Raw genomic sequence first — 22524 nt, 5'->3', positions numbered from 1 at the left:
GGTGGATTTTTTCTTTGACAAGTTTACAGATTTACAGTAATATATAAAACATATTGACTAGATAGGTATTACATAGGGGATAATATCTGACTATCTGACCATTGATAAGGGGATGATTATATGGTAAAATAGTTTGTGAATTGGTACAGCGACCGCCTGCAGCGGGATATGAGCATACGCCTTTACGGGGACAGGGGCACGCCGGTGCTGGTGTTTCCCACCCAGGATGCCATGAGCGATAACTTCGAGAACTTTGGCATGATTGACACCTTGGCCGATTATATCGACAGCGGCAAAATCCAGCTCTTCTGCGTGGACACCGTGGATACGGAAACCTGGTCCAATGTCTGGGGAGACAAGGGCTGGCGGTCTGGCCGGCAGGAAGCTTATTACAATTATATTGTGGAAGAGGTGCTGCCCTTTATTGCGGATAAGAACGGCAGTGGCGCTCTGCCCATGGTGACGGGCTGCAGCCTGGGAGGCTTCCATGCAGCTATCCTGTTCCTGCGTCGTCCGGAACTCTTTAGCGGCATCTTGTCCTTGTCCGGTGTCTATGATGCCCGCTTCTTCTTTGACGGTTGGCTGGATGGTACTCTTTACCAGAATTCTCCGGTGGACTTTCTGGCGCAGATGCCTAATGACCACCCCTATATCCAGAAGTATAACGAAAAGCCCATTATCCTCTGCGTGGGGCAGGGAGCCTGGGAGGATGAAGGCCGGCGGACCACTGCTATAATGGGGGACATCTTCCGGGCCAAGGGCATCCATGGCTGGGTGGACTTCTGGGGCTATGATGTGAACCATGACTGGTACTGGTGGAAGGAACAGATTCGCTACTTCTTGCCCTATATGCTGCGTGAAAAAGATTTGGAGGCGAACTGCTGATGAACTTTGTATTTATTTCTCCGCATTTCCCCAAGCATTATTGGAACTTCTGTGACCGTCTGCACAAGAACGGCGTGAATGTGCTGGGCATTGGGGACTGCCCTTATGATGAACTGCGGGCGGAACTCAAGGCTTCCCTGACGGAATATTATTTTGTGCAGGATCTGTCCAATTACAATGAGATGTACCGGGCGGTGGCCTTTTTTGCCTTCAAGTACGGGAAGATTGACTGGATTGAGTCCAACAATGAGTTCTGGCTGGAGCAGGACGCCCGCCTGCGCACGGACTTCCATGTGACCACGGGCTATCAGTTTGACGAGGTGGGCCATATCAAGAACAAGTCCGCCATGAAGGAATTCTATGCCAAGGCCGGCGTGCCCACGGCCCGCCTGCATAAGATCACGGATATCGCAGCGGCGAGGAAGTTCATCGATCTGGTGGATTATCCTGTTATCGTCAAGCCTGATGTGGGGGTAGGCGCCTGCGATACCTTCAAGCTGGAAAATGACGGTGATCTGCAGGATTTCTTTGCCAAGAACCTGCCAGTGCCCTATGTGATGGAGGAGTTCATTACCGGTGATATCTGCTCCTACGATGCCATCATTGATGCGGATTCCAAGCCCTTGTTGGAGTCCATGACGGTCTGGCCGCCTTCGGTTATGGACATCGTGCTGAAGCAGCTGGATCTGTCCTATTACACGACGGCTCATGCCCCGGTGGAATTGAAGGGCGTGGGCAGGGCTACAGTCAAGGCCTTTGACGTCAGAAGTCGTTTTGTCCATCTGGAATTCTTCCGCCTGACCAAGGCCAAGGCAGGCCTCGGCGAAGTGGGTGATTTCGTGGGGCTGGAGGTCAATATGCGTCCGGCCGGCGGCTACACCCCCGATATGATCAATTTTGCCCATTCCACGGATGTCTATCAGGTCTGGGCGGATATGATTACGGACAATATACGGAAAATCCCCGACAGCGGTCAGCACTGCTACTGTGTCTATGCCAGCCGCCGGGACTGCCATAATTATGTGCATACCCATGGGGAAATCATGGACCGCTATGGCAGGGATATGGTCATGTGTGAGCGCATGCCGGAAATGATGGTGCCCCAGATGGGCAATCAGATGTATACGGCCAAAGTGGCCAGCCAGAAGGCTGTGGATGAATTCATCCATTACGTGCTGGATCAGGCGCCGGAAGCGGACGCCTATCCGGTGGAAACTGATTTCTGCTTTGCGTATTGATGAAAGGTTAAAAAGGGAGGCTGCAGTCCATGAAAAATCCTCTGCATTATCAAATATCTGAATATGATTGCGGCCCCACTTCGCTGCTGAATGGACTGTCCTATCTCTTCCAGCGGGAGGAGATACAGCCGGAAATCCTGCGCAATATCATGCTTTATTCCCTGGATTGCTATGGCAAAGGCGGCGGTGCCGGCAAGAGCGGCACTTCCCGCATGGCCATGATGTTTTTGTCCCGCTGGCTCAGCGGTGCAGGGGAAGCGGGACTGCTGCCCATCGAGTGCCGCTATCTATCCGGCAGGTCGGTGTATATGGGGGAGAACAGCCTGGTGGTGGATGCCCTTTGCCGGGGCGGTGCGGCCGTAGTCCGCCTGAATATGGACGGCGAGCACTATGTGCTGCTGACACAGAGGGCTGGGGATAAAATACGTCTTTTTGACCCTTACTATATGACGGAAAGTCCCTTTGCGGGCATTGAATGCACGCTGGAACATCCCCTGTCCTATAACCGCATCGTGCCCTTTGACTGCTTCAACCGCGAGGACGCCGGCCCCTATGCCCTAGGCCCACTGGATGAACGGGAGGCGGTGCTGCTCTTTGATACCCGCACCAAACTTACGCCAGAGAAAACCATCGAGTATTTTATATAAACCTATTGACAAGCTAGGTGTAATAGTGTAACATAAATGTCATCATCAACGCAAGCACAGCGAAGAAGTGTTACATATGCACATGGTTCAGTGAACTGACCAAAAAAATTGGAGGTTCCACAGATTGCCCAGCAGGGCCGTTTGTGGAACCTCTTATTTTATAAATAAGCAATCATATCTATTTTTGAGGGGGAATTTATGATGAAGAAGTGGTGGAAAGCAGCGAGTTTAGCTTTGGGCTTGGTGGCGGCCGCAGGCCTGTTTACGGGCTGCGGGGATGAGTCGGCAGCCGGTGGGGAAGACGGCAAGGCGGCCAGTGAGTTCCTGAATGTGTCCTATGATCCCACCCGGGAACTCTATGCGGAGTTCAATCAGGTATTCACGGGAGAATGGAAGAAGGCCAGCGGTCAGGATATCGAGTTCCGTCAGTCCAACGGCGGTTCCGGCAAGCAGGCCCGCTCCGTCATCGAGGGGCTGGAAGCCGATGTGGTAACGCTGGCTTTGGCCTATGATGTAGATGAAATCGCTCAGGCTGGTCTTATTGAAAAGGACTGGCTCAAGAAGTTCCCGGACAATTCTGCGCCCTATACCTCAACCATCGTATTCCTGGTGCGCAAGGGCAATCCCAAGAATATCCATGACTGGGATGACCTCGTCCGTGATGATGTGAAGATCGTTACTCCGAACCCCAAGACTTCCGGCGGTGCCCGTTGGAATTATCTGGCGGCCTGGGAATATGCCAAAGAGAAGTACAACGGCGATGAAGGTCAGGTAAAGGACTTCGTCAAGAAGCTCTTCCAGAATGTGGTAGCCCTTGATTCCGGCGCCCGTGGCGCAACGACGAGCTTTGTGCAGCGTGGTCAGGGGGATGTGCTGATTGCCTGGGAAAATGAAGCCCTGATTACCCTGAAGGATTCCCCGGATTACGAGATCGTGGCACCGTCCATCTCCATTCTGGCCGAGCCGTCTGTGGCTATCGTGGACAAGGTAGTGGACAAGAAGGGTACCCGCAAGGTGGCAGAAGCCTATATCAATTATCTCTATTCGCCGGAAGGGCAGGAGATTGCCGCCAAGAACTTCTATCGTCCCCGCAACAAGGCTGTCTTCGAGAAGTATAAGAAACAGTTCCCGGAACTGAAGCTCTTCACCATCGATGACAAGTTCGGCGGCTGGACGAAGGCTCAGAAGGAACATTTTGCCGATGGCGGCACCTTCGATCAGATTTACAAGAAATAAGCAGTTTTTTGAGGAGGAATGATTATGGGCAGGACTGGGCAGGTTATACCAGGGGGCCATCTGACCATGGGAATCGTGTTTTTCTATCTGTCTTTGCTGGTACTGCTGCCGCTGAGTGCTTTCGTGCTCTATGCCAGCGATATGAGCGGGCAGGATTTCATCCGGCAGGTGACGGATTACCGCATGGTGCATGGCTATCTGCTCAGTTTTGGCTGTGCTCTGGCAGCGGCGCTGATCAATGCCGTGTTTGGGCTGTTGCTGGCCTGGGGGCTGGTGCGTTACGATTTTCCAGGCAAGCGACTGATGGACGGGCTGATTGATTTGCCCTTTGCCCTGCCCACGGCGGTGGCAGGCATAGCCCTGACCACCCTTTATGTGGAGACGGGCTGGCTGGGCAGATTCTTCTATCAGTTGGGGATACCCACCGCTTTTTCGGCGGTGGGCATTACCATTGCGCTGGTCTTTGTGGGCATACCTTTTGTGGCCCGCAGTGTCCAGCCGGTGCTGAAAGATTTGGATGGCTCTTTGGAAGAAGCGGCGGCGCTTTTGGGGGCAGGAAAATTCCTGACCTTCCGGAAAGTGATCCTGCCGGAGCTTATCACGCCGCTTATCAGCGGTTTTGCTCTGGCTTTTGCCCGGGGCATCGGGGAGTATGGCAGTGTGGTATTCATCGCCGGCAATGTCCCTTTTGAAACGGAGATTGCGCCGCTGCTCATCATGACCAAGCTGGAGCAGTTTGACTATCAGGCGGCTGCTGCCGTGGCCATCGTGATGCTGGCCATGTCGATGCTGGTGCTCCTGGTTCTCAACGGCTATCAGCGTTATCGTTTGCAAAGACAGGGGGCGTAAGGATGGAAGCGGTGACAAAATTGGCAAAGCCTGTGGCTGGTAGCCAGAGCAGATTCCTCAAAACCGAAACAATCGTCAAGTGGTCACTGATCCTGACGGGCGCAGCCTTTCTCGTGGTCATGATGATCCTGCCCCTGATCCTTATCGGGGTGGAGGCTTTGGGCAAGGGCTGGAATGCTTATCTGGCGGCCCTCAACGAGCCCTTTGCCCGCAAGGCCCTCTGGCTGACGGCTGAGGCCACGGTGCTCTCGGTAGTGTCCAATACCATCTTCGGGCTGGCGGCGGCCTGGCTGCTCACGAAGTTTGACTTCCGGGGCAAGACTTTGCTGGGCTCCATCATTGATTTGCCCTTTGCGGTATCGCCGGTGGTGGCGGGCTTGTTCTTCATTATGCTCTTTGGCAGGCTCAGTCCCTTTTATGATACGCTGCAGGCTTATCATATCGCTGTGGTCTTTGCGGTGCCCGGCATTGTGCTGGCCACCATCTTTGTGACTTTGCCTTTTATCGCCCGGAGCATCATTCCCGTGATGGAGGGCCAGGGCCGGGACGAGGAGGAAGCGGCGGCGCTGATGGGCGCCAGCGGCTGGCGGATTTTCTGGCAGATAACCCTCCCCAATATCAAATGGGGGCTGATGTACGGCATCATCCTCTGTACCGCCCGGGCCATGGGGGAATTCGGGGCCGTGTCGGTAGTCTCGGGCCATATCCGGGGCAAGACCAACACCCTGCCTTTGCATATTGAGATTCTTTATAACGAGTACAATTTTACCGCGGCCTTTGCCGTGTCCTCCATTCTGGTGGGGCTGGCAGTCCTGGTACTGATTCTGCGCAATTTCGTGGAATGGCGCATGGAAAGGAAGGATGACCATGAAGTATGAAGTGGAACTGAAACATATCGAGAAGAGCTTTAACGGCTTCAAGGCCGCAAATGATGCCAGCTTCGGCGTAGCCAAAGGAGAATTGGCTGGCCTTCTGGGGCCCTCCGGCAGCGGCAAGACCACCTTGCTGCGCATGCTGGCAGGTCTGGAAAAGCCGGACAAGGGCGATATCCTGATTGCGGGACGGCGGGTCAACGATTTGCCCGCCCGGGAGCGGGGCATTGGCTTCGTGTTCCAGAACTATGCCCTGTTCCGCCATATGACGGTGCGGGACAATATCGCCTTCGGCCTGCGGGTGCAGAAGGAGGATAGCCACAAGATAAAGGTTCGTACCGATGAACTGCTGGAACTTACCGGGCTAAGTCAGGTGGCCAAGCGCTATCCCTTGCAGCTATCCGGCGGCCAGCGCCAGCGGGTGGCCTTTGCCCGGGCCTTGGCACCCAGCCCCAGTCTGTTATTGTTGGATGAGCCCTTTGCCGCCATTGATGCGAAAGTCCGCAAGGAACTCAGAAGCTGGCTGCGGGAGGCCATCCATAACCTAGGCATTACGAGCCTTTTCGTTACCCATGACCAGGATGAAGCCGTGGAAGTGGCCGATAAAATCATCATCGTCAACAATGGCCGCATCGAGCAGGCGGGGAGCCCCCTGGAAATCTATCAGGCACCCCAGACGCCTTTTGTGGCAGATTTTATCGGCGAGTCCGTCAAAGTAGAGGACTATACCCAGTTCAAGGGCTTTACGGATGAAGAAAAGTCTGGGAGTCATCAGGGCATTATCCGTCCTGAATTTATCGAGCTGGCCAAGGACGAGAAGGAGATTTCCCTGCCCTTGGGGGCTGAGCGGGGTACCGTGAAGGCCACCTACTTCCGGGGCAGTTCCGTGGCGGTGGATATCGAGGTGCGGGGCCAGATCCTGCGGGCGCACCGCAGTCTGGAAAAAGCACCGTTGCAGGCTGGGGACAAGGCTTTGGCCTTTATCCACCGCATTTACAGTTTGGAAGCAGGCAGGACCCGGATTATCGAAAACCGGGCCAAGCAGAAGGAATCCGTAGTTATTTAAGGTAGATGAGGCGAATGAAAGTCAGAAATGAGCAAAGCGATATCCTGATCATCGGCGGCGGAGCGGCAGGCTGTTATGCGGCCCTTACTCTGGGGGAGGAGTATCCGGGGCTGGACGTGCTGTTGGCGGACAAGGCCAATATCAAGCGCAGCGGCTGTCTGGCGGCGGGGGTAAACGCCCTGAACGCCTATATCACGCCAGGGCATACGCCACAGGATTATGCCGATTACGCCAAGGCAGATGCGGCGGGCATCGTGCGGGAGGATTTGCTGCTCTCCATGAGCGAGGGGCTCAACGAAGTCACGGCCAAGCTGGAGAAGCTGGGACTGGTGATCCAGAAGAATCCCGACGGCAGCTACGCCTCCCGGGGCTGGCGCAATATCAAGATAAATGGAGAAAATATCAAGCCGATACTGGCGAAAGCCGTACTGGACCAGTCAAATGTCAAAGTGCTGAACCATATCAATATTGTGGACTATATTGTAACCGATGGTCAGGTCAGGGGTGCCTGGGGCATTGACCTCAACAATGAAGAAATCGTGATAATCAGCGCCAATGCCGTTATCTGTGCCACCGGCGGGGCGGCGGGGCTTTACCAGCCCAACCATCCGGGCACTTCCCGGCACAAGATGTGGTACAGCCCTTTCAACACCGGCGCAGGCTATGCCATGGGCCTGCGGGCCGGGGCGGAGATGACCACCTTTGAGATGCGGTTTATCGCCCTGCGCTGTAAAGGCACCATCGCCCCTACGGGCACCATTGCCCAGGGGGTGGGCGCGCCCCAGGTGAATTCCCGCGGAGAGAAGTATCAGGATAAATATGGCAACACCACGGCGGAGCGGCTCTGGGCAGTGGTCAAGGAAAACTTGGCAGGCCATGGGCCCTGTTATCTGGGGACTCGCGGCATCACATTGGAACAGGCGGCGGCTTTGGAGCGGGCCTATCTCAATATGGCTCCCGCCCAAGCCCTCTTTTGGCGGGAAAGCGGCCTGAATCCCCGGGACTACAATGTGGAAATCGAAGGCTCCGAGCCCTATGTGGTGGGGGGGCATACCGCCAGTGGCTACTGGATCGGCAATGACCGGTCAACCACGCTGCCGGGGCTCTTTGCCGCCGGGGATGTGGCCGGGGGCTGTCCCCAGAAATATGTGACAGGTTCCTTTGTGGAAGGAGAAATCGCCGCCCGCGCGGCGGCAGCCTTTGCCCGGCAGGCGGGCAAGAGCGGGATTGACGCAGAGGTGCAGGAAACTATTGTCAAAGAAGTGGAGGCTTTTCTGGCGGGAAATTCAGAAGGACGCTACACCGTGGAAAGTCTCGAAGAAGCCATGCAGCAGGCCATGGATGAATATGCCGGAGGCATCAAGAGCCATTATGGCTACAGTGAAAGCTCGTTGAAAATTGCCCGCAAGCATATCGAAAGGCTGGCGCGTCTCAGTGACGAGCTGCGGGCGGCCGATTTCTATGGTCTCTTGAAGATTTTTGAACTGCGGGAGCGGCTGTTGGTCTGCAGGGCCTTGATTGCCCATCTGGCAGCCCGGCAGGAAACCCGCTGGCACGCCTTCGGGGAGCATCTGGACTACCCGGAGCGGCGGGAGGATTTTAAGGTATTTATCAATTCCCGTTTGGAACAAGGCGAAGTGAAGATCATCCGCCGTCCTTTGATTGAACAGGAAAGCAAGGAGGCGGTGGGATGAGTATCGCCATTGAGAAAGACAAGTGCGTAGGCTGCGGCCTCTGCACGGAGGCCTGCCCCGGCAACTTGCTGAAGTTGCGGGAAGGAAAAGCCCATATTCGCGATGTGCGGGATTGCTGGGGCTGCACCGCCTGCGTCAAGGAGTGCCCCCGTCAGGCTATCTATTATTATCTGGCGGCGGACCTTGGCGGCAGTGGCGGCAGGCTCTATGCCCAAAACAATGAACGAGAAATCAAATGGCAGATGCTTTGGCCGGATGGCAGCTCTGATGAGATTGTCACGGTCAAGCAGGAAGCCAATAAATATTGAATAGAAAAGTAGGGGAGCATTATGGCGCAGACAGAAACAGCAGATAAGTTAGACAGATTGGAAGCCGAAAGCATCTATATCCTGCGGGAGGCTTATAAGAAATTAGGGAAGTTGGGCATGCTCTGGTCCATCGGCAAGGACTCCACGGTCCTGCTGTGGCTGGCGAAGAAGGCCTTTTACGGCCATTGCCCGTTTCCCTTCATCCATGTGGATACGAAGCACAAGATTCCCGCGATGATTGAGTATCGTGACCGGGTGGCCAAGGAACTCAACCTGGATTTGATTGTCCATACCAATCAGGCGGCCATTGATGCCGGCATGGGCCCGGACAAGGGCAGGTTGGCCTGCTGCCAGGCCTTGAAGACCGAGGGGCTCAAGCAGGTGGTGAAGGAATACGGCTTTGACGGCCTGATTGTGGGCGTGCGCCGTGACGAGGAGGGCTCCCGTTCCAAGGAACGTGTCTTCAGCGAGCGCAAGGAGGACGATGCCTGGGATTATGCCAATCAGCCGCCGGAGCTTTGGGACCAGTTCAAGACGGACTTCCCGAAAGGCCACCATATCCGCGTCCATCCCCTGCTGGCCTGGAATGAGCTGGATATCTGGGAGTATATCCGCCGGGAGAATATCCCCATCATCGATTTGTACTTTGCCAAGAACGGCAAGCGCTACCGCTCCTTGGGCTGCGCCTGCTGCACCGGGCAGATCAAGTCCAATGCGGACACGCTGGATAAAATCATCGAGGAACTGAAGCACACCACCACCAGTGAGCGGGCAGGGCGCAAGCAGGATCAGGAGGATTCCTATGCTATGCAGAAACTGCGGAAAGAGGGGTATATGTAATGAGTAAACGTGAAATTGAACATAAAGAAGCTGGTCTGAATATCGTGGTGGTGGGCCATGTGGATCATGGAAAGTCCACCGTTATCGGCAGACTCCTCTACGACACGGATTCCCTGCCCCAGGGGGCCATCGATAAGGTGGCCAAGATTGCCCACGACACGGGCAAACCCTTCGAGTATGCCTATCTGCTGGATGCCTTTGAGGAGGAACAGCAGCAGGGCATTACCATCGACACCACCCGTATCCAGTTCTCCACGGACAAGCGGGACTATGTGATTATCGATGCGCCGGGCCATAAGGAATTCCTGAAGAACATGATTTCCGGTGCCGCCGGTGCCGAAGCCGCCCTGCTCATTGTGGACGGCAAGCAGGGGGTGCAGGAGCAGAGCCGCCGCCATGCCTATATGCTGAGCCTCTTGGGCATCAAGAAGGTCTATGTATTAGTGAACAAGATGGATTTGGCAGGCTATGCCGAAACCGCCTTCGTGAAAATCAAGCACGAGATGGGGGCCTTTTTGGCAGAGTTGGGCGTCTATCCCCTGAAATACATTCCCGTCTCGGGGTTGCAGGGGGATAATATCGCCAGCCATTCGGAGCATATGGAATGGTACAAAGGTGAAACCCTGCTGGAAGCCCTCGACCTGTTGGAAGGGGAACAGGCGGCTGTAAGCAAGGCTCTGCGCCTGCCCATTCAGGACGTCTATAAATTCGATTCCCGCCGCATTATCGCGGGCCGCATCGAAGCCGGCCAGCTGGCGGTGGGGGATGAGATTGCCATCTATCCCGGCGGCCGCAAGACCAAGGTGGTGGCGTTCCCCTACTGGCAGTCCAAGGATAAGGTGGAAGCGGCCAGTGCCGGGGCCTCCACGGGCATTCAGGTGGCCGACGAGTTCTTCAACCAGCGGGGCGAGATCATCACGAAGGCTTCCGATAAGCCGCCCCTGACGGGCAAGCGCCTGCGGGTGTCCCTATTCTGGCTGGGCAAGAATTCCTTGAAACTCAATCGCCGCTATAAGCTGAAATTGGGTACGCAGGAAGTGGAAGCTCAGGTGGAGAGCATTGAAAAGATCATCGATGCTTCCAGCCTTGACCAGCGGGCGGCGGAAACCGTCAAGGAAATCCGCCTGAACGATGTGGCGGAGGTCATCCTGAAGCTCAAAGAGGAAATCGCCTTTGACCGCTTCCAGGACTATCAGGCCACGGGCCGTTTCGTATTGGTAGACGGCTATGATGTGGCGGGCGGCGGCATCGTGCTGGGAGCTGAGAAGGAACAGCAGGGAGAATTCTCCCAGAAGGCCATGCGCTATATCATGAACCACCTGCCCCAGAACGGCGAACTCATCGTCGTGGTCAAGGACGGCGAGATTGTCCGTCTGGAACGCACGGAGCGGGAAGTCTTCAGCGGCATAGACGGCGAAGGCATTTAAGCGTATAATAGAGAAAAAATATTTAGGGGAGAGCATATTATGGCATACGATTACAAGGAGCTGAAAGCCCACGGCTTTATGCAGCAGAAGCAGCCCGGGTGTTTTTCCATGCGCCTGAAGAGCGTGGGGGGCAAATTCACTGCTGCCCAGCTGCAGACCGTGCAGGAAGTGGCGGAAAAATTCGGCGAGGGCTATGTGCATCTGACCTCCCGTCAGGGCATCGAGATTCCCTTTATCAAGGAAAAGGATATTGAAGATGTCAAGAAAGCGCTGGCGGCAGGGGGGCTGGCCACGGGCTTCTGTGGTGCCCAGGTGCGCACCATCACGGCCTGTCAGGGCTGTGCCATTTGCCGTTCGGGACTTATCGATACCAGCAGACTTGCCGAGTCCTTTGCCGAGCGTTACGCCGGCCGCAGCCTGCCCCATAAGTTCAAGGTGGGCTTCACGGGCTGCCATAATAACTGCCTCAAGACCGAGGAAAACGATATCGGCGTCAAGGGTGCCGTAAAGCCTGTATGGCAGCAGGACAGCTGCAAATTCTGCGGTGCCTGCGTCAAGATTTGCCCCCAGGGCGCGCTGACTATGGACAGGGAAAACAAGAAGATTGTCTGGAACCATCGCAAGTGCGTCTATTGCGGCAAGTGCATCAAGAGCTGCAACTTCGGCGCCTGGGAGAAAAAAATCGGCTTTGCCGTGTCCTTCGGCGGTCTCTACGGCAACCGCATTGCCGTTGGCAAGAAGTTCACGCCCATCATCTACGGCGAAGACAAGCTCTACAAGACCTTAGATGCCGCACTGGATTACTTTGAACAGCACGGCAAGAAGGGCGAACGCTTCCGCAATCTGTTGGACAGGATTGGCTGGGAGGAGTTCCGACAGGCCATCAAAAAGACCATTACAGAATAAAGAAAATCAAAAAATCGGTTGTTGCACGTGCAACAATCGATTTTTTTTCTGGCTTTCCTAGGATTACAACACAGTCTCTGGGACTGATACCGTGGCCCAGCAGGAGAAATCCCCCGGTTTTTGCAGGTATGTAATGGCGATGCCGCGAATAATATTAAGAGGTATAAATCGCAGGGGTGACATGGAGTTCCTGTATGTTTCCCGATATACTTATTGGCGCTGTGTGTTAGCAGAGGAAGACGTCATGATGAAATGGTGGAAAGCGGTAAGCGTGGCCTTGGCAATTGTAACAGGTCTTTTTACCGGTTGCGGTGATGAAAAGGCTGTTCAGGAAAAAGAGGCCGCGGTGGATGGCTTTTTTATGAATGTGTCCTATGATCCTACCCGGGAGTTATATGCGGAATTCAACAAGACTTTTACAGGGGAATGGAAGAAGGCCAGCGGTCAGAACATTGAGTTTCGCCAGTCCAATGGCGGTTCCGGCAGGCAGGCGCGGCTGGTGATTGGGGGCGCAGAAGCTGATGTGGTGACATTGGCCCTGGCATATGATGTGGATGAAATCGCTAAGGCCGGCCTGATTGAAAAGAATTGGCGCGATAAGTTTCCGGATCATTCTGCTCCCTATACGTCAACGATCGTGTTCCTGGTACGCAGGGATAATCCGAAGCATATTCATGACTGGGATGATCTGGTACGGGATGATGTGAAAATCGTTGCACCGAACCCAAAAACTTCTGGCGGTGCCCGTTGGAACTATTTGGCTGCCTGGGAATATGCCCGGGAAAAATACAATGGCGATGAAGGGAAGACAAGGGAATTTGTCCGGAAACTGTTTCAGAACGTAGTAGCGTTGGACTCCGGTGCCCGTGGTGCAACCAATAGTTTCGTAAAGTACGGTCAGGGGGATGTGCTGATTGCCTGGGAGAATGAAGCGCTGATTACGATGAATGATTCTTCTGATTATGAGATTGTCGTGCCTTCCCTTTCCATTTTAGCGGAGCCTTCTGTGGCTATCGTGGACAAGGTGGTGGACAGAAAGGGCACCCGCAAGGTGGCTGAAGCCTATATCAACTATCTCTATTCGCCGGCAGGGCAGGAAATCGCTGCCAGAAATTTTTATCGTCCCCGGGACAAGGCTATCTTTGCCAAGTATAAGCAGCAGTTCCCGGAACTGAAGCTATTTACTGTAGATGAGAAATTCGGCGGCTGGGAGAAAGCGCAGAAAGAACATTTCGGTGATGGTGGCACTTTTGATCAAGTATTCAAGAAATAATAGCAGCCATTAGCCTTGGATTGGTGGGCGTAGTTTTTATAACCGAGGTTTGTCGGATCGGTACGGCCTTTTTCGTGAGGACGGAGGATTGTATGGAATCAATTATGCAAATCAACGGCGTTGTCAATAACTTCGTCTGGGGCCCTTTCGGCTTGGCTTTGCTTGTAGGGACAGGCATCTATCTGACGATCCTGCTGGGGCTGCCCCAAATCCGCTATTTTTTCCGCGCCATGGCGGAGGTCTTCAGTTTTCGGGAACCGAGTGCGGAGGAGCACGCCATTTCCCCCTTCACGGCGATGATCACGGCGATGGCGGCGACGGTGGGAACCGGAAACGTGGCGGGGGTAGCCACTGCACTCCATCTGGGAGGGCCGGGGGCCCTTGTCTGGATGCTGATTTCTGCCTTCTTTGGTATGTGTACCAAGTTCGCTGAGGTTACGCTGGCCGTTCATTATCGGAAAAAGGATGCCCATGGCGACTGGCGCGGTGGGCCTATGTATGTTTTGGAGTATGGGCTGGGAGAATGGGGCGGTATATGGAAGCATATCGGCAAGCTGCTGGCGGTTTTGTTTTCCCTTTTCGCGTTTCTGGCCTCCTTTGGCATTGGTGCGGCAGTACAGGCAAATTCTGCTGCCGAGGCCCTGTTCATGGGCTGGGAACTGGATCACTTATACAGCGGCGTCATCATGTCTGTTTGTGTGGGGCTGATCATTATTGGCGGACTGGCCAGTCTTTCCCGGGTGACGATGATTGTCGTCCCCTTCATGATCGTCTTTTATCTGGCAAGCGTCGGGCTCATTTTTCTCAGCTATTCGGCACAAATTCCTGCAGCTATCGCGGAAGCTTTCCGCATGGCCTTCTGTTCCCCGGATACTTCCGTGGTGGCTGGGGGCGTGGCAGGCTGGGCTGTGATGGAGGCTGTTCAACGGGGCATAGCCCGCGGCGTATTCTCCAATGAGGCTGGTATGGGCTCTGCCCCCATGGCCCATGTTACGGCGGATAATCCGCATCCCGTTCGGCAGGGGTTCTATGGCCTGTTTGAGGTCTTCCTGGATACCTTTGTCATTTGCACCATGACAGGCATTGTCATTCTCGTGACGGGTACGATGGGATATGCCCCTGAGCTGACCGGAGCCCAGCTGGCACTGCGAACCTTTGAAATTGCGCTGGGGGCTGCAGGCAAGTACATTCTGGCCATTGTTATGCTGCTTTTTGCCTTCACCACGATCCTGGGCTGGTATTGGTACGCAGAAACAGCCATGACGTATCTTTTTGGTGTGCGGTTCAAGACAGTCCTCAAGCTGATCCTGATTGTGACGATACTCATAGGGGCATCCGGGGCCCAGTTATTTGACGCATCCGGTAATGAGTTTATGAACAATCTGTGGAGCATCTCGGACACCCTTAACGGTCTTATCGCACTGCCCAATCTGATTGGGCTTCTGCTGCTTTCCTTTACCCTCAGGCGGATGGTGAAGGATTACGATACGCAGCCAGCTGAAGTGGCAGAAATCCCGGCAGGGAAAAAGCCGCGGTCAAAGGAACCGCGGCAGCTGCTGGTGGTGTCAGCTTTGGCGGTCTTGCTGTCAATGGGGCTGTTTTTCACGATGGGCGGGCAGCGCGATATGGCTTATGAAAAAGATGAGTCCCTGCAGCGGGTGCTGAGCAATGGCCAGCTGGTCTTTGGCGTCGATGCCGAATTTCCTCCCATGAGCTTTATGGATGATGACAAGCGTCTTGTGGGCTTTGATATCGATCTGGGCCGGGAAATCTGCTCCCGGCTGGGGGTTGAGTTCGTGGTGCGGCCAATCATATGGGAAAATAAGGCAGACGATCTGAACGACAAACGGATTGACTGTATAGCCTGTGCCTCGGTGAACCGCAAAGACTCTGGGGACATGTGCCTCACGGAAGCCTATGTCAACGAGAATCTGGTCTTCGTCATTCGTGAGGACAGCAAAGCCAAGTGGCTGCGTGACCTCAAGGGCAAGGTAATCGGCGTCCAGTCAGGTTCTACGACGCAGGATTCACTCTATGCAACAGATGTCTGCAAGGATATTACGGTGATGTCCTTTGATGAAAATATGACGATTTTGCAGCAGGTGAAAGCGGGAAATCTGGATGCCGGTCTGGTGGATTCATTGGTTGCCTGTTATTTTATAGATTCAAGCAATGAGCGGTTTTTTATTCTTCCCGAAAGCATTGGCAGAAAAGAATTTGGGCTAGGATTCCGGAAAAATGAGCATAAGCTTCGCGACCGGGTGCAGGAGATTCTCGGTGAAATGAATGCTGATGGTACTCTCGGCAGAATCTCCCAAAAGTGGTTTGGCAGCGATATTACGGTTGTCCGGTGAGCTCTTTCAGGGGGAAGAAATATGCATATGAAAATGGAAAAAAAGATGGACGCTGCCCTGAAGAGAGTGGATATGACGGCGATTATCATCCTGTTTTTTCTGGCCGTGGTCATGGCTTATTACGCCATGCTGCAATCGGAGATGCGGGAGAAACTCATCGTAAACCGGGAGCTTATCGCGACGAAGTCAGCGGAGCAGATTAATGATTACCTGGCCACGGGGATAAACATCATCAGAGTGGCGTCCCACACCCTTGATGATATGATTCGTGAAGGCAAGCCACATTCGGAAATGTATGACATGCTGGTAAGTCAGTCTGCTGCTGTAGCCCATATTACATCTGGAAATTCGACGGGCATATACGCTGTGGTGGAGGATGATTTTCTCGATGGAACCGTAACTGGCTGGATTCCTGATCCCGATTATGTTCCCAGGGAGCGTCCCTGGTATAGCGGTGCCACGGCAAATCTCGGACAGGTCGCGGTGGTCGGTCCCTATATTGATGCGGAAACCCATACCAGAATGATCACGCTGTCCAAGGCCCTTTGTGATGTAAAAAGTGTCGCGGCCATTGACCTGTCCCTGGAACATCTGCAGAATATGACGGAAGAACTGGCCGCCCAAAGTGAGTCCGATATTGAAATTGTCATGGACCGGAGATATCAGGTGGTCGCCCACTCCAATCCGGAGGAAGTGGGGAAAAACTACATGGAGGAGAAGGGGACTTTTGGCAGAACTTTGATCGATAAGATGCGTTCTGCGGATAAAAATTACTTTTCCTTCCAGTATAACAATGCGGAATACGTGGCTTATACAGTGCCGGTGGCCAACGAATGGCGATGCCTGTCTGTGTTTGATGCCACAGCCTCCTTTGCCCAGCTAAGGCGATTGTTTGTGCTGACTCTGGCCGTGGCGCTGCTGGTCATTTCTCTTATTCTGTTCCTGGCAACGCGCTACGAAAAGAAAAAACTTCTGGCGCAGGAGCTCAACTTGAAAGCGGAGAATGCAGCTGCCGCCAACGAAGCGAAGTCGGCCTTTCTGTCAAATATGTCCCATGAGATACGCACCCCCATCAATGCGGTTCTGGGCATGAATGAGATGATCTTGCGGGAGAGCCGCGAGCCGAATGTAATTGAGTACGCTGAGAATATCCATACAGCAGGTAATTCACTGCTGGGCATTGTCAATGACATTCTCGATTTCTCCAAAATCGAGGCTGGGAAGATGGAAATTATTCCCGTCGATTACGATCTTTCCTCATTGATCAACGATTTGGTGAATATGATTCACACCCGGGCCGATGCCAAGGGGCTGTCTCTGGTGTTGGCATGTGACCAGGAGATGCCGAAGCAGCTTTATGGTGATGAGGTTCGCCTCAAGCAGGTCATTACGAACATTCTGACCAATGCGGTAAAATATACGGAAAAAGGCAGTGTGACACTTTCCTTAGGCTTCGAGCGTATCGAAGTGGAACCGGAAAATGTGCTGCTCAATGTGGCGGTCAAGGATACCGGTATCGGCATCAAGCCCGAGGATATGGATAAGCTCTTTTCCAAGTTTGAGCGCATTGAGGAAAAGCGCAATCGCAACGTGGAAGGCACAGGTCTGGGCATGGCCATCACGCTGAACCTGCTGGAAAAGATGGGTTCCTCCCTGCAGGTGGAAAGCACTTATGGCGTGGGGTCCACCTTTTCTTTTAAGCTGAGGCAGCGGGTGGTCAAGTGGGAGCCGCTGGGAGATTACAAGGAGGCCTATCAGGCCTTGCTGAAAGGCCACAAGAAATATCAGGAGAAATTCACAGCTCCGGAGGCCAAGGTGCTGGTGGTGGACGACAATCCCATGAATCTGACGGTGTTCAAGAGTCTGGTGAAGAAGACGCAGGTCATCATCGATACAGCCAATGATGGGGATGAGGGGATCTTGCTGGCGCAGAATAAAAAGTACGATATCATTTTCCTGGACCATATGATGCCGCGCAAGGATGGCATTGAGACGCTACATGAACTGCAGGCACAGAAAGGCGGGCCAAATGATAATACGCCCATAATCTGCCTGACGGCCAATGCCATCTCCGGTGCCCGGGAGCAGTACCTCGAGGCCGGTTTCCACGACTATCTGACCAAACCCATTGACGCAGATAAGTTGGAGCGTTTGATGATGGAGTATCTGCCCCAGGAAAAAATTCGGGAGGCAGGGGCAGAAGAAGCGGCGGCGGAGGATACGTTGGCGCTTCCAGAAGTCCTTGCGCCCCTCCGGCAAGCTGACTGGCTGGATTTGGAGCAGGGCGCAGCCAACAGTGGTTCGGCGGCGGACTATCTGTTGCTATTGCAGATTTTTTATGAATCCGTGGATGAAATGGCAGCGATGCTTGAGGGCTTTTACGCAGAGCGAAATCTGAAGGACTATACCATCAAGGTGCATGCGTTGAAGAGCTCAGCAAGAACCATCGGTGCCTGGGCCTTCGGCGAAGAAGCACAGATGATGGAAAATGCCGGTAAGAGCGGGAATATGGACTATATCCGGGCGCATCATGAAGGCTTTATGGCAACCTATCGGGGATTCAAAGCCCAGCTGGCGAAGGTTTTCGCTGCAGAGAAGACGGACGAAGCGGAGGAAAAGCCTGCGGCGGATTTGAACCTGATGGCAGGCTTCTATGAAGAACTGCGGGCGGCGGCGGAAGAAATGGACTGCGACCGTCTGGAAGAGATTTTCGTCAGGATGGAGGAGTATCGGATTCCAGAAAGCGAGGCCGAAGTCTGCAAAAAATTGAAACAGGCCAATGACCGTTTCGACTATGAGGTTATTCTGTCATTGCTGGAATAGGAGATTATTATGGGATACTGGATTGTAGTTGTGGACGATGAGGCCCTGACATTGACACATGTCAAGAGCCTTTTGCGGGAGCAGGATATGCGTGTCAGCTGTCTGCGTTCCGGGAAGGATCTTTTGAAATTCATGGCCAAAAACAGGCCGGATTTAGTTTTGTTGGATATACAGATGCCGGAAATGGACGGGTTTGAGACATATCAGGAACTTCGCCGCATGGAAGAACATGCTGGCCAGGATCCCACCCCCATCATATTTTTGAGCGGTATGGAGACCAGTGAGGCGGAGCGGTTCAGCCTTGAACAGGGAGCCTCTGATTTTATCCGCAAGCCTGTCCATAAGGAAATTCTCATCAAACGTATTCGGAATGCCGTGAAACACAACAGGGATATCGAGAATTTGAAAGAGGAAGCGGCGGTTGACAAACTGACCGGCTTTATGAATAAAGGGGCAGGCTCCGGCAAACTGGCAAAGTACTGTGAGGAACGAGCCGGCATGCTGATGATTTTGGACCTGGACAATTTTAAGCTGGTCAATGATATTTATGGTCACAGCATGGGCGATAAATTTTTGATGGCTTTTGCCGATGTGGTTCGACGCAATATCCGGGCTGATGATGTCATGGTCAGAGTCGGTGGGGACGAGTTCGCAGGTTTTTTCTGTAATATGAGTGGTGAAGCTGCGCTGGGCAACCTGCAGCAAAGGCTGAACAGCCAGCTGCACAAGGAGGCCGTCCGACTGGTGGGGGAGGACTTTGATATTCCCCTCAGCATTTCCATTGGTGCAGTTTTGGTGCCGGAGCACGGACGAGGCTATGAAATGTTGTTTTCTCTGGCAGACAGTGCCCTATACAAGGTAAAGCAAAACGGCAAGAACGGCAGTATGCTCTATTGTCCGGGTGAGGAAGCGGCTTTGGCCGATGATCAGGATATCCAGAAGGAATTTGCCCGTATCACCCAGATTGTGGAGGAGCGTCATAGCAGAGGCGGCGCTTTTATCCTGAACCTGGAGCAGTTTTCCCTGATTTATCGTTTTATCCGGCGGTTCTATATCCGGTATGGCGGCAGACTCATTAAACTGATGTTCATTCTGTCGGAAGATGTTACCAAGGGGGAGTATTCGCCCAGTCTCAATGATGCGGCGGAAAAGTTCGGCCTCTGTCTGCAGGACTCCCTGCGGCAGAGTGATATGATCCTGCATCACAAGCCATATCAGTTCTTAGTGATCCTGCAGAATCTGGCGGAGGAGGATTTCCCCGATGTGCTTCGCCGGATCATGGCGGTGTGGGAGAGCGGAGAAAATAACGCCGGTACCCATATTGAATATCTTATGGAGTCAGTCGTTTTTGAGCAGGAACCTTCCGAAAAGTAAAGATTCCAAAAAAAATAAAAGGCTGTTGCATTTATGGATGTGATTTCGCATTTGTGCAGCAGCCACTTATATTTGGGGGGTATCTCTGCAGGGGAAGCAATGTTTTGCTATATTTTGGGTATCCTTTGCGCTATAATGAGGGCAAAGAGAAGCTTGCCTGTTGACAAAAAGGAGCAGAAATCTATGACACTGATACAGATGCGATATTTCTATGAGGTCTGCCAATGGCAGAACATTACCAAGGCTGCGGAAAATCTTCATGTCTCTCAGCCGACTATCAGCGTGGCCATGCAGACGTTGGAAGCAGAGACAGGATTAAACCTGTTTCATCGTGAGGGACGGAAAATCATTATCACCAATGAGGGCAATAAATTACTTGGCAAAGTCAAACACATTTTGGACCAACTTGACCGCCTGGATGATGAAATCCAGGATATGGCCCATAACCGCAATCATATCCGCATGGCTATGCCTTTGCAGCTGGGCACCCAGTTCCTGCCGAAGGTGCTTGGGGAGTTCCGCACGGCCCATCCGGAAATCCGGCTGGACATCATCGAGTCCGGCGGTATCTCAGCTCTGCATATGGTAGAGGAGGAGAAGCTGGACATCGCCTTTACCAACTATGAAGATGGCTTCAGCCAGAAACTCAATTATGAGAAGCTTTTCGCCTGCGAATGCTGTCTCGTGACCAGCCCGCAGAATCCTCTGGCGGCGAAGGAATCCGTCACCTTGGCCGACGTGGTGGATGAGCCACTTGTTCTATTGGATAGTTCTTTCTTTGTCTATCGCATGGTCCATGACATGTACGCGCGGGACAACTGCAAGCCCCAGGTCGTACATTATTCTCCTTATCTCCATACCATCAAGAACCTCGTCCGGGCAGGTATCGGCTCCACCTTCCTGACACGTCAGGCTGTCCTGCAACGGGATGATCTCGTGGTCATTCCCATGGAAGAACCCTTCTATATCAATTCCGGCATCGTCACCAGGAAGGGGCGCCAGGTCTATGATGACGAACGGCTGCTCATCAAATACCTGAAGGAAATCACCCGCAGCCATTGATTTTTCAGGCTTTTCCCGGAATCGCCGTCCTGCTTCGCAGGGGGCTTTTCCGGGAATTTTTATAGCAAGAATAAAGAGAATATACTGAAAATAGCATATAGAATTATAAATATATCACAAATAAAAAGTAATAGATACATTGACAAAGCAATTGTGCAGTGATATATTATAAGTGTGCTCGAACACAGAAACCTTTAAAAACAAGAACAAGAAAAAATAAGAAATGAGGTTAGTACACTATGGCAAATGGTTCCTCTAGTGTGCAGGAGAAAAAAATCTCCAGCGCATTCATCTATTTCTTTGGTTCGTTTGGTGGTATACTCTTTGGTTACGATATCGGCGTTATGACCGGTGCTCTGCCGTTCCTGCAGAACGATTGGGGTCTGGCCGGCAACGCCAGCATCATCGGCTGGATCACTTCTTCTGTAATGTTCGGCGCTATCTTCGGTGGCGCTCTGGCTGGTCAGCTTTCCGATAAGCTGGGCCGCCGCAAGATGATTCTTTTATCAGCACTTATCTTTGTCGTTGGTTCGATTCTCTCCGGTCTGGCACCGCAGGACGGTTCCCTTTATCTGATTGCTGTCCGCGTGCTCTTAGGTCTGGCTGTTGGTGCAGCTTCGGCTCTCGTTCCGGCCTATATGTCGGAAATGTCTCCGGCCCGCCTGCGCGGCCGTCTCTCCGGTATCAATCAGACCATGATCGTATCCGGTATGCTGCTCTCTTATGTAGTTGACTTCCTATTAAAAGATATGCCGGAAACCCTTGCTTGGCGCCTGATGCTCAGTCTGGCTGCCGTCCCGGCTATCATTCTTTTCCTCGGCGTGCTGCGCCTGCCGGAATCCCCGCGTTTCCTCGTCCGTCATGGCAAGATTGCTGAAGCCCGTCAGGTGCTTGGCTTCATCCGTGAGAAAAACGAAGTGGATGCGGAACTCCGCGACATTCAGGAAACGGCACAGGAAGAATCGGCAGCTGCTGCCAATACTTCCCTCAGCACGCTCCTCTCTGACAAATACCGTTATCTGGTTACCGCTGGCGTTGGCGTGGCCGCCTTCCAGCAGTTCCAGGGTGCTAATGCGATTTTCTACTATATTCCGCTGATCGTGGAACAGGCTACTGGTCAGGCTGCCAGCTCCCAGCTGATGTGGCCCATCATTCAGGGTATCCTGCTGGTTCTCGGTTCTCTCGTATTCCTGGCTGTGGCCGATCGCTTCAACCGTCGCACGCTGCTGACTCTGGGCGGCACAGTTATGGGCCTGTCCTTCATCCTGCCGGCTGTCATCAACAGCATCGTGCCGGATACGGATCCCATGATGATCGTTGGTTTCCTCTGTGTCTATGTTGCGTTCTACTCCTTTACCTGGGCACCTCTCACCTGGGTAATCGTTGGTGAAATATTCCCCCTGGCAATCCGCGGCCGTGCTTCCGGTATGGCATCTTCCTTCAACTGGATCGGTTCCTTCCTGGTAGGTCTGCTGTTCCCGATTATGACGGCCAGCATTTCCCAGGCCGCTGTATTTGCCATCTTTGGCTGCATCTGCCTGTTGGGCGTAGCCTTTATCCGCAAATGCGTACCCGAAACCCGTGGTGCAACGCTGGAAGAGATTGAAGCAGCGGGGATTGCTCACGGAAAAAACGAAGATGCCCGCCCAGCGACTAATATGGGCTAAGAT

Annotated in this window: 18 protein-coding genes; all 18 read left to right on the top strand. The window is 53.4% G+C overall.

Annotated elements, in window-relative coordinates; genetic code table 11:
* Positions 1 to 135 precede the first annotated feature (135 nt).
* The 18 genes from SELR_RS14045 to SELR_RS13960 all read left to right on the top strand — a co-directional run bounded on the left by SELR_RS14045 (position 136) and on the right by SELR_RS13960 (position 22521).
* On the top strand, positions 136 to 885 hold the full coding sequence (locus SELR_RS14045) for an esterase family protein (RefSeq protein ID WP_014425876.1): 750 nt from the start codon (positions 136 to 138) through the stop codon (positions 883 to 885).
* Entirely contained in the window at positions 885 to 2123 is a 1239-nt protein-coding gene (locus SELR_RS14040; protein ID WP_014425875.1) for an ATP-grasp domain-containing protein, read from the top strand. The genes SELR_RS14045 and SELR_RS14040 overlap by 1 nt, the downstream gene beginning before the upstream one ends.
* A 29-nt stretch (positions 2124 to 2152) precedes the next feature.
* Positions 2153 to 2770 carry a hypothetical protein gene (locus SELR_RS14035; protein ID WP_014425874.1) on the top strand — a complete coding sequence of 206 codons (618 nt, stop codon included), beginning with the start codon at positions 2153 to 2155 and terminating at the stop codon, positions 2768 to 2770.
* 198 nt (positions 2771 to 2968) lie between these two features.
* Positions 2969 to 4006, top strand: coding sequence for a sulfate ABC transporter substrate-binding protein (locus SELR_RS14030; RefSeq protein ID WP_014425873.1), 1038 nt, complete (start codon positions 2969 to 2971; stop codon positions 4004 to 4006).
* A 24-nt stretch (positions 4007 to 4030) separates the two neighbouring features.
* Positions 4031 to 4855, top strand: coding sequence for a sulfate ABC transporter permease subunit CysT (gene cysT, locus SELR_RS14025; protein ID WP_014425872.1), 825 nt, complete (start codon positions 4031 to 4033; stop codon positions 4853 to 4855).
* Positions 4856 to 4857: 2 nt separating this feature from the next.
* Positions 4858 to 5733, top strand: coding sequence for a sulfate ABC transporter permease subunit CysW (gene cysW, locus SELR_RS14020; protein WP_014425871.1), 876 nt, complete (start codon positions 4858 to 4860; stop codon positions 5731 to 5733).
* On the top strand, positions 5723 to 6793 hold the full coding sequence (locus tag SELR_RS14015) for an ABC transporter ATP-binding protein (protein ID WP_014425870.1): 1071 nt from the start codon (positions 5723 to 5725) through the stop codon (positions 6791 to 6793). The genes cysW and SELR_RS14015 overlap by 11 nt, the downstream gene beginning before the upstream one ends.
* A 14-nt stretch (positions 6794 to 6807) precedes the next feature.
* Positions 6808 to 8487, top strand: coding sequence for an adenylyl-sulfate reductase subunit alpha (locus tag SELR_RS14010; RefSeq protein WP_041914451.1), 1680 nt, complete (start codon positions 6808 to 6810; stop codon positions 8485 to 8487).
* Complete coding sequence (locus SELR_RS14005; protein ID WP_014425868.1) at positions 8484 to 8795, top strand: ferredoxin family protein; 312 nt, start codon at positions 8484 to 8486, stop codon at positions 8793 to 8795. The genes SELR_RS14010 and SELR_RS14005 overlap by 4 nt, the downstream gene beginning before the upstream one ends.
* Before the next feature lie 21 nt (positions 8796 to 8816).
* The gene (cysD, locus tag SELR_RS14000) at positions 8817 to 9635 is read left to right on the top strand and encodes a sulfate adenylyltransferase subunit CysD (protein WP_014425867.1); all 819 of its coding nucleotides are present in this window, start codon (positions 8817 to 8819) and stop codon (positions 9633 to 9635) included.
* On the top strand, positions 9635 to 11062 hold the full coding sequence (locus SELR_RS13995) for a sulfate adenylyltransferase subunit 1 (RefSeq protein ID WP_014425866.1): 1428 nt from the start codon (positions 9635 to 9637) through the stop codon (positions 11060 to 11062). The genes cysD and SELR_RS13995 overlap by 1 nt, the downstream gene beginning before the upstream one ends.
* Before the next feature lie 39 nt (positions 11063 to 11101).
* Entirely contained in the window at positions 11102 to 11968 is an 867-nt protein-coding gene (locus SELR_RS13990; protein WP_014425865.1) for a 4Fe-4S binding protein, read from the top strand.
* Between the two features lie 247 nt (positions 11969 to 12215).
* Positions 12216 to 13241 carry a sulfate ABC transporter substrate-binding protein gene (locus SELR_RS13985; protein WP_041914450.1) on the top strand — a complete coding sequence of 342 codons (1026 nt, stop codon included), beginning with the start codon at positions 12216 to 12218 and terminating at the stop codon, positions 13239 to 13241.
* A 92-nt stretch (positions 13242 to 13333) separates the two neighbouring features.
* Positions 13334 to 15595 (top strand): amino acid carrier protein, encoded by a 2262-nt coding sequence (locus tag SELR_RS18160; RefSeq protein WP_014425863.1) that lies wholly within the window; start codon positions 13334 to 13336, stop codon positions 15593 to 15595.
* Positions 15596 to 15616: 21 nt separating this feature from the next.
* Positions 15617 to 18418: a hybrid sensor histidine kinase/response regulator gene (locus SELR_RS13975; protein WP_014425862.1), complete on the top strand. Its 2802-nt coding sequence runs from the start codon at positions 15617 to 15619 to the stop codon at positions 18416 to 18418.
* Between the two features lie 9 nt (positions 18419 to 18427).
* Entirely contained in the window at positions 18428 to 19792 is a 1365-nt protein-coding gene (locus tag SELR_RS13970; RefSeq protein ID WP_014425861.1) for a GGDEF domain-containing response regulator, read from the top strand.
* A gap of 183 nt (positions 19793 to 19975) precedes the next feature.
* Positions 19976 to 20854, top strand: a complete 879-nt coding sequence (locus SELR_RS13965) for a LysR family transcriptional regulator (RefSeq protein ID WP_014425860.1) — start codon at positions 19976 to 19978, stop codon at positions 20852 to 20854.
* 239 nt (positions 20855 to 21093) lie between these two features.
* Positions 21094 to 22521 carry a sugar porter family MFS transporter gene (locus SELR_RS13960; protein WP_014425859.1) on the top strand — a complete coding sequence of 476 codons (1428 nt, stop codon included), beginning with the start codon at positions 21094 to 21096 and terminating at the stop codon, positions 22519 to 22521.
* Positions 22522 to 22524 lie beyond the last annotated feature (3 nt).

This window comes from Selenomonas ruminantium subsp. lactilytica TAM6421, assembly GCF_000284095.1.
GTDB lineage: Bacteria > Bacillota > Negativicutes > Selenomonadales > Selenomonadaceae > Selenomonas_A > Selenomonas_A lactilytica.
Note: the sequence above shows the minus strand (reverse complement) of the source record. Positions and strands in the feature narration are given on the sequence as shown.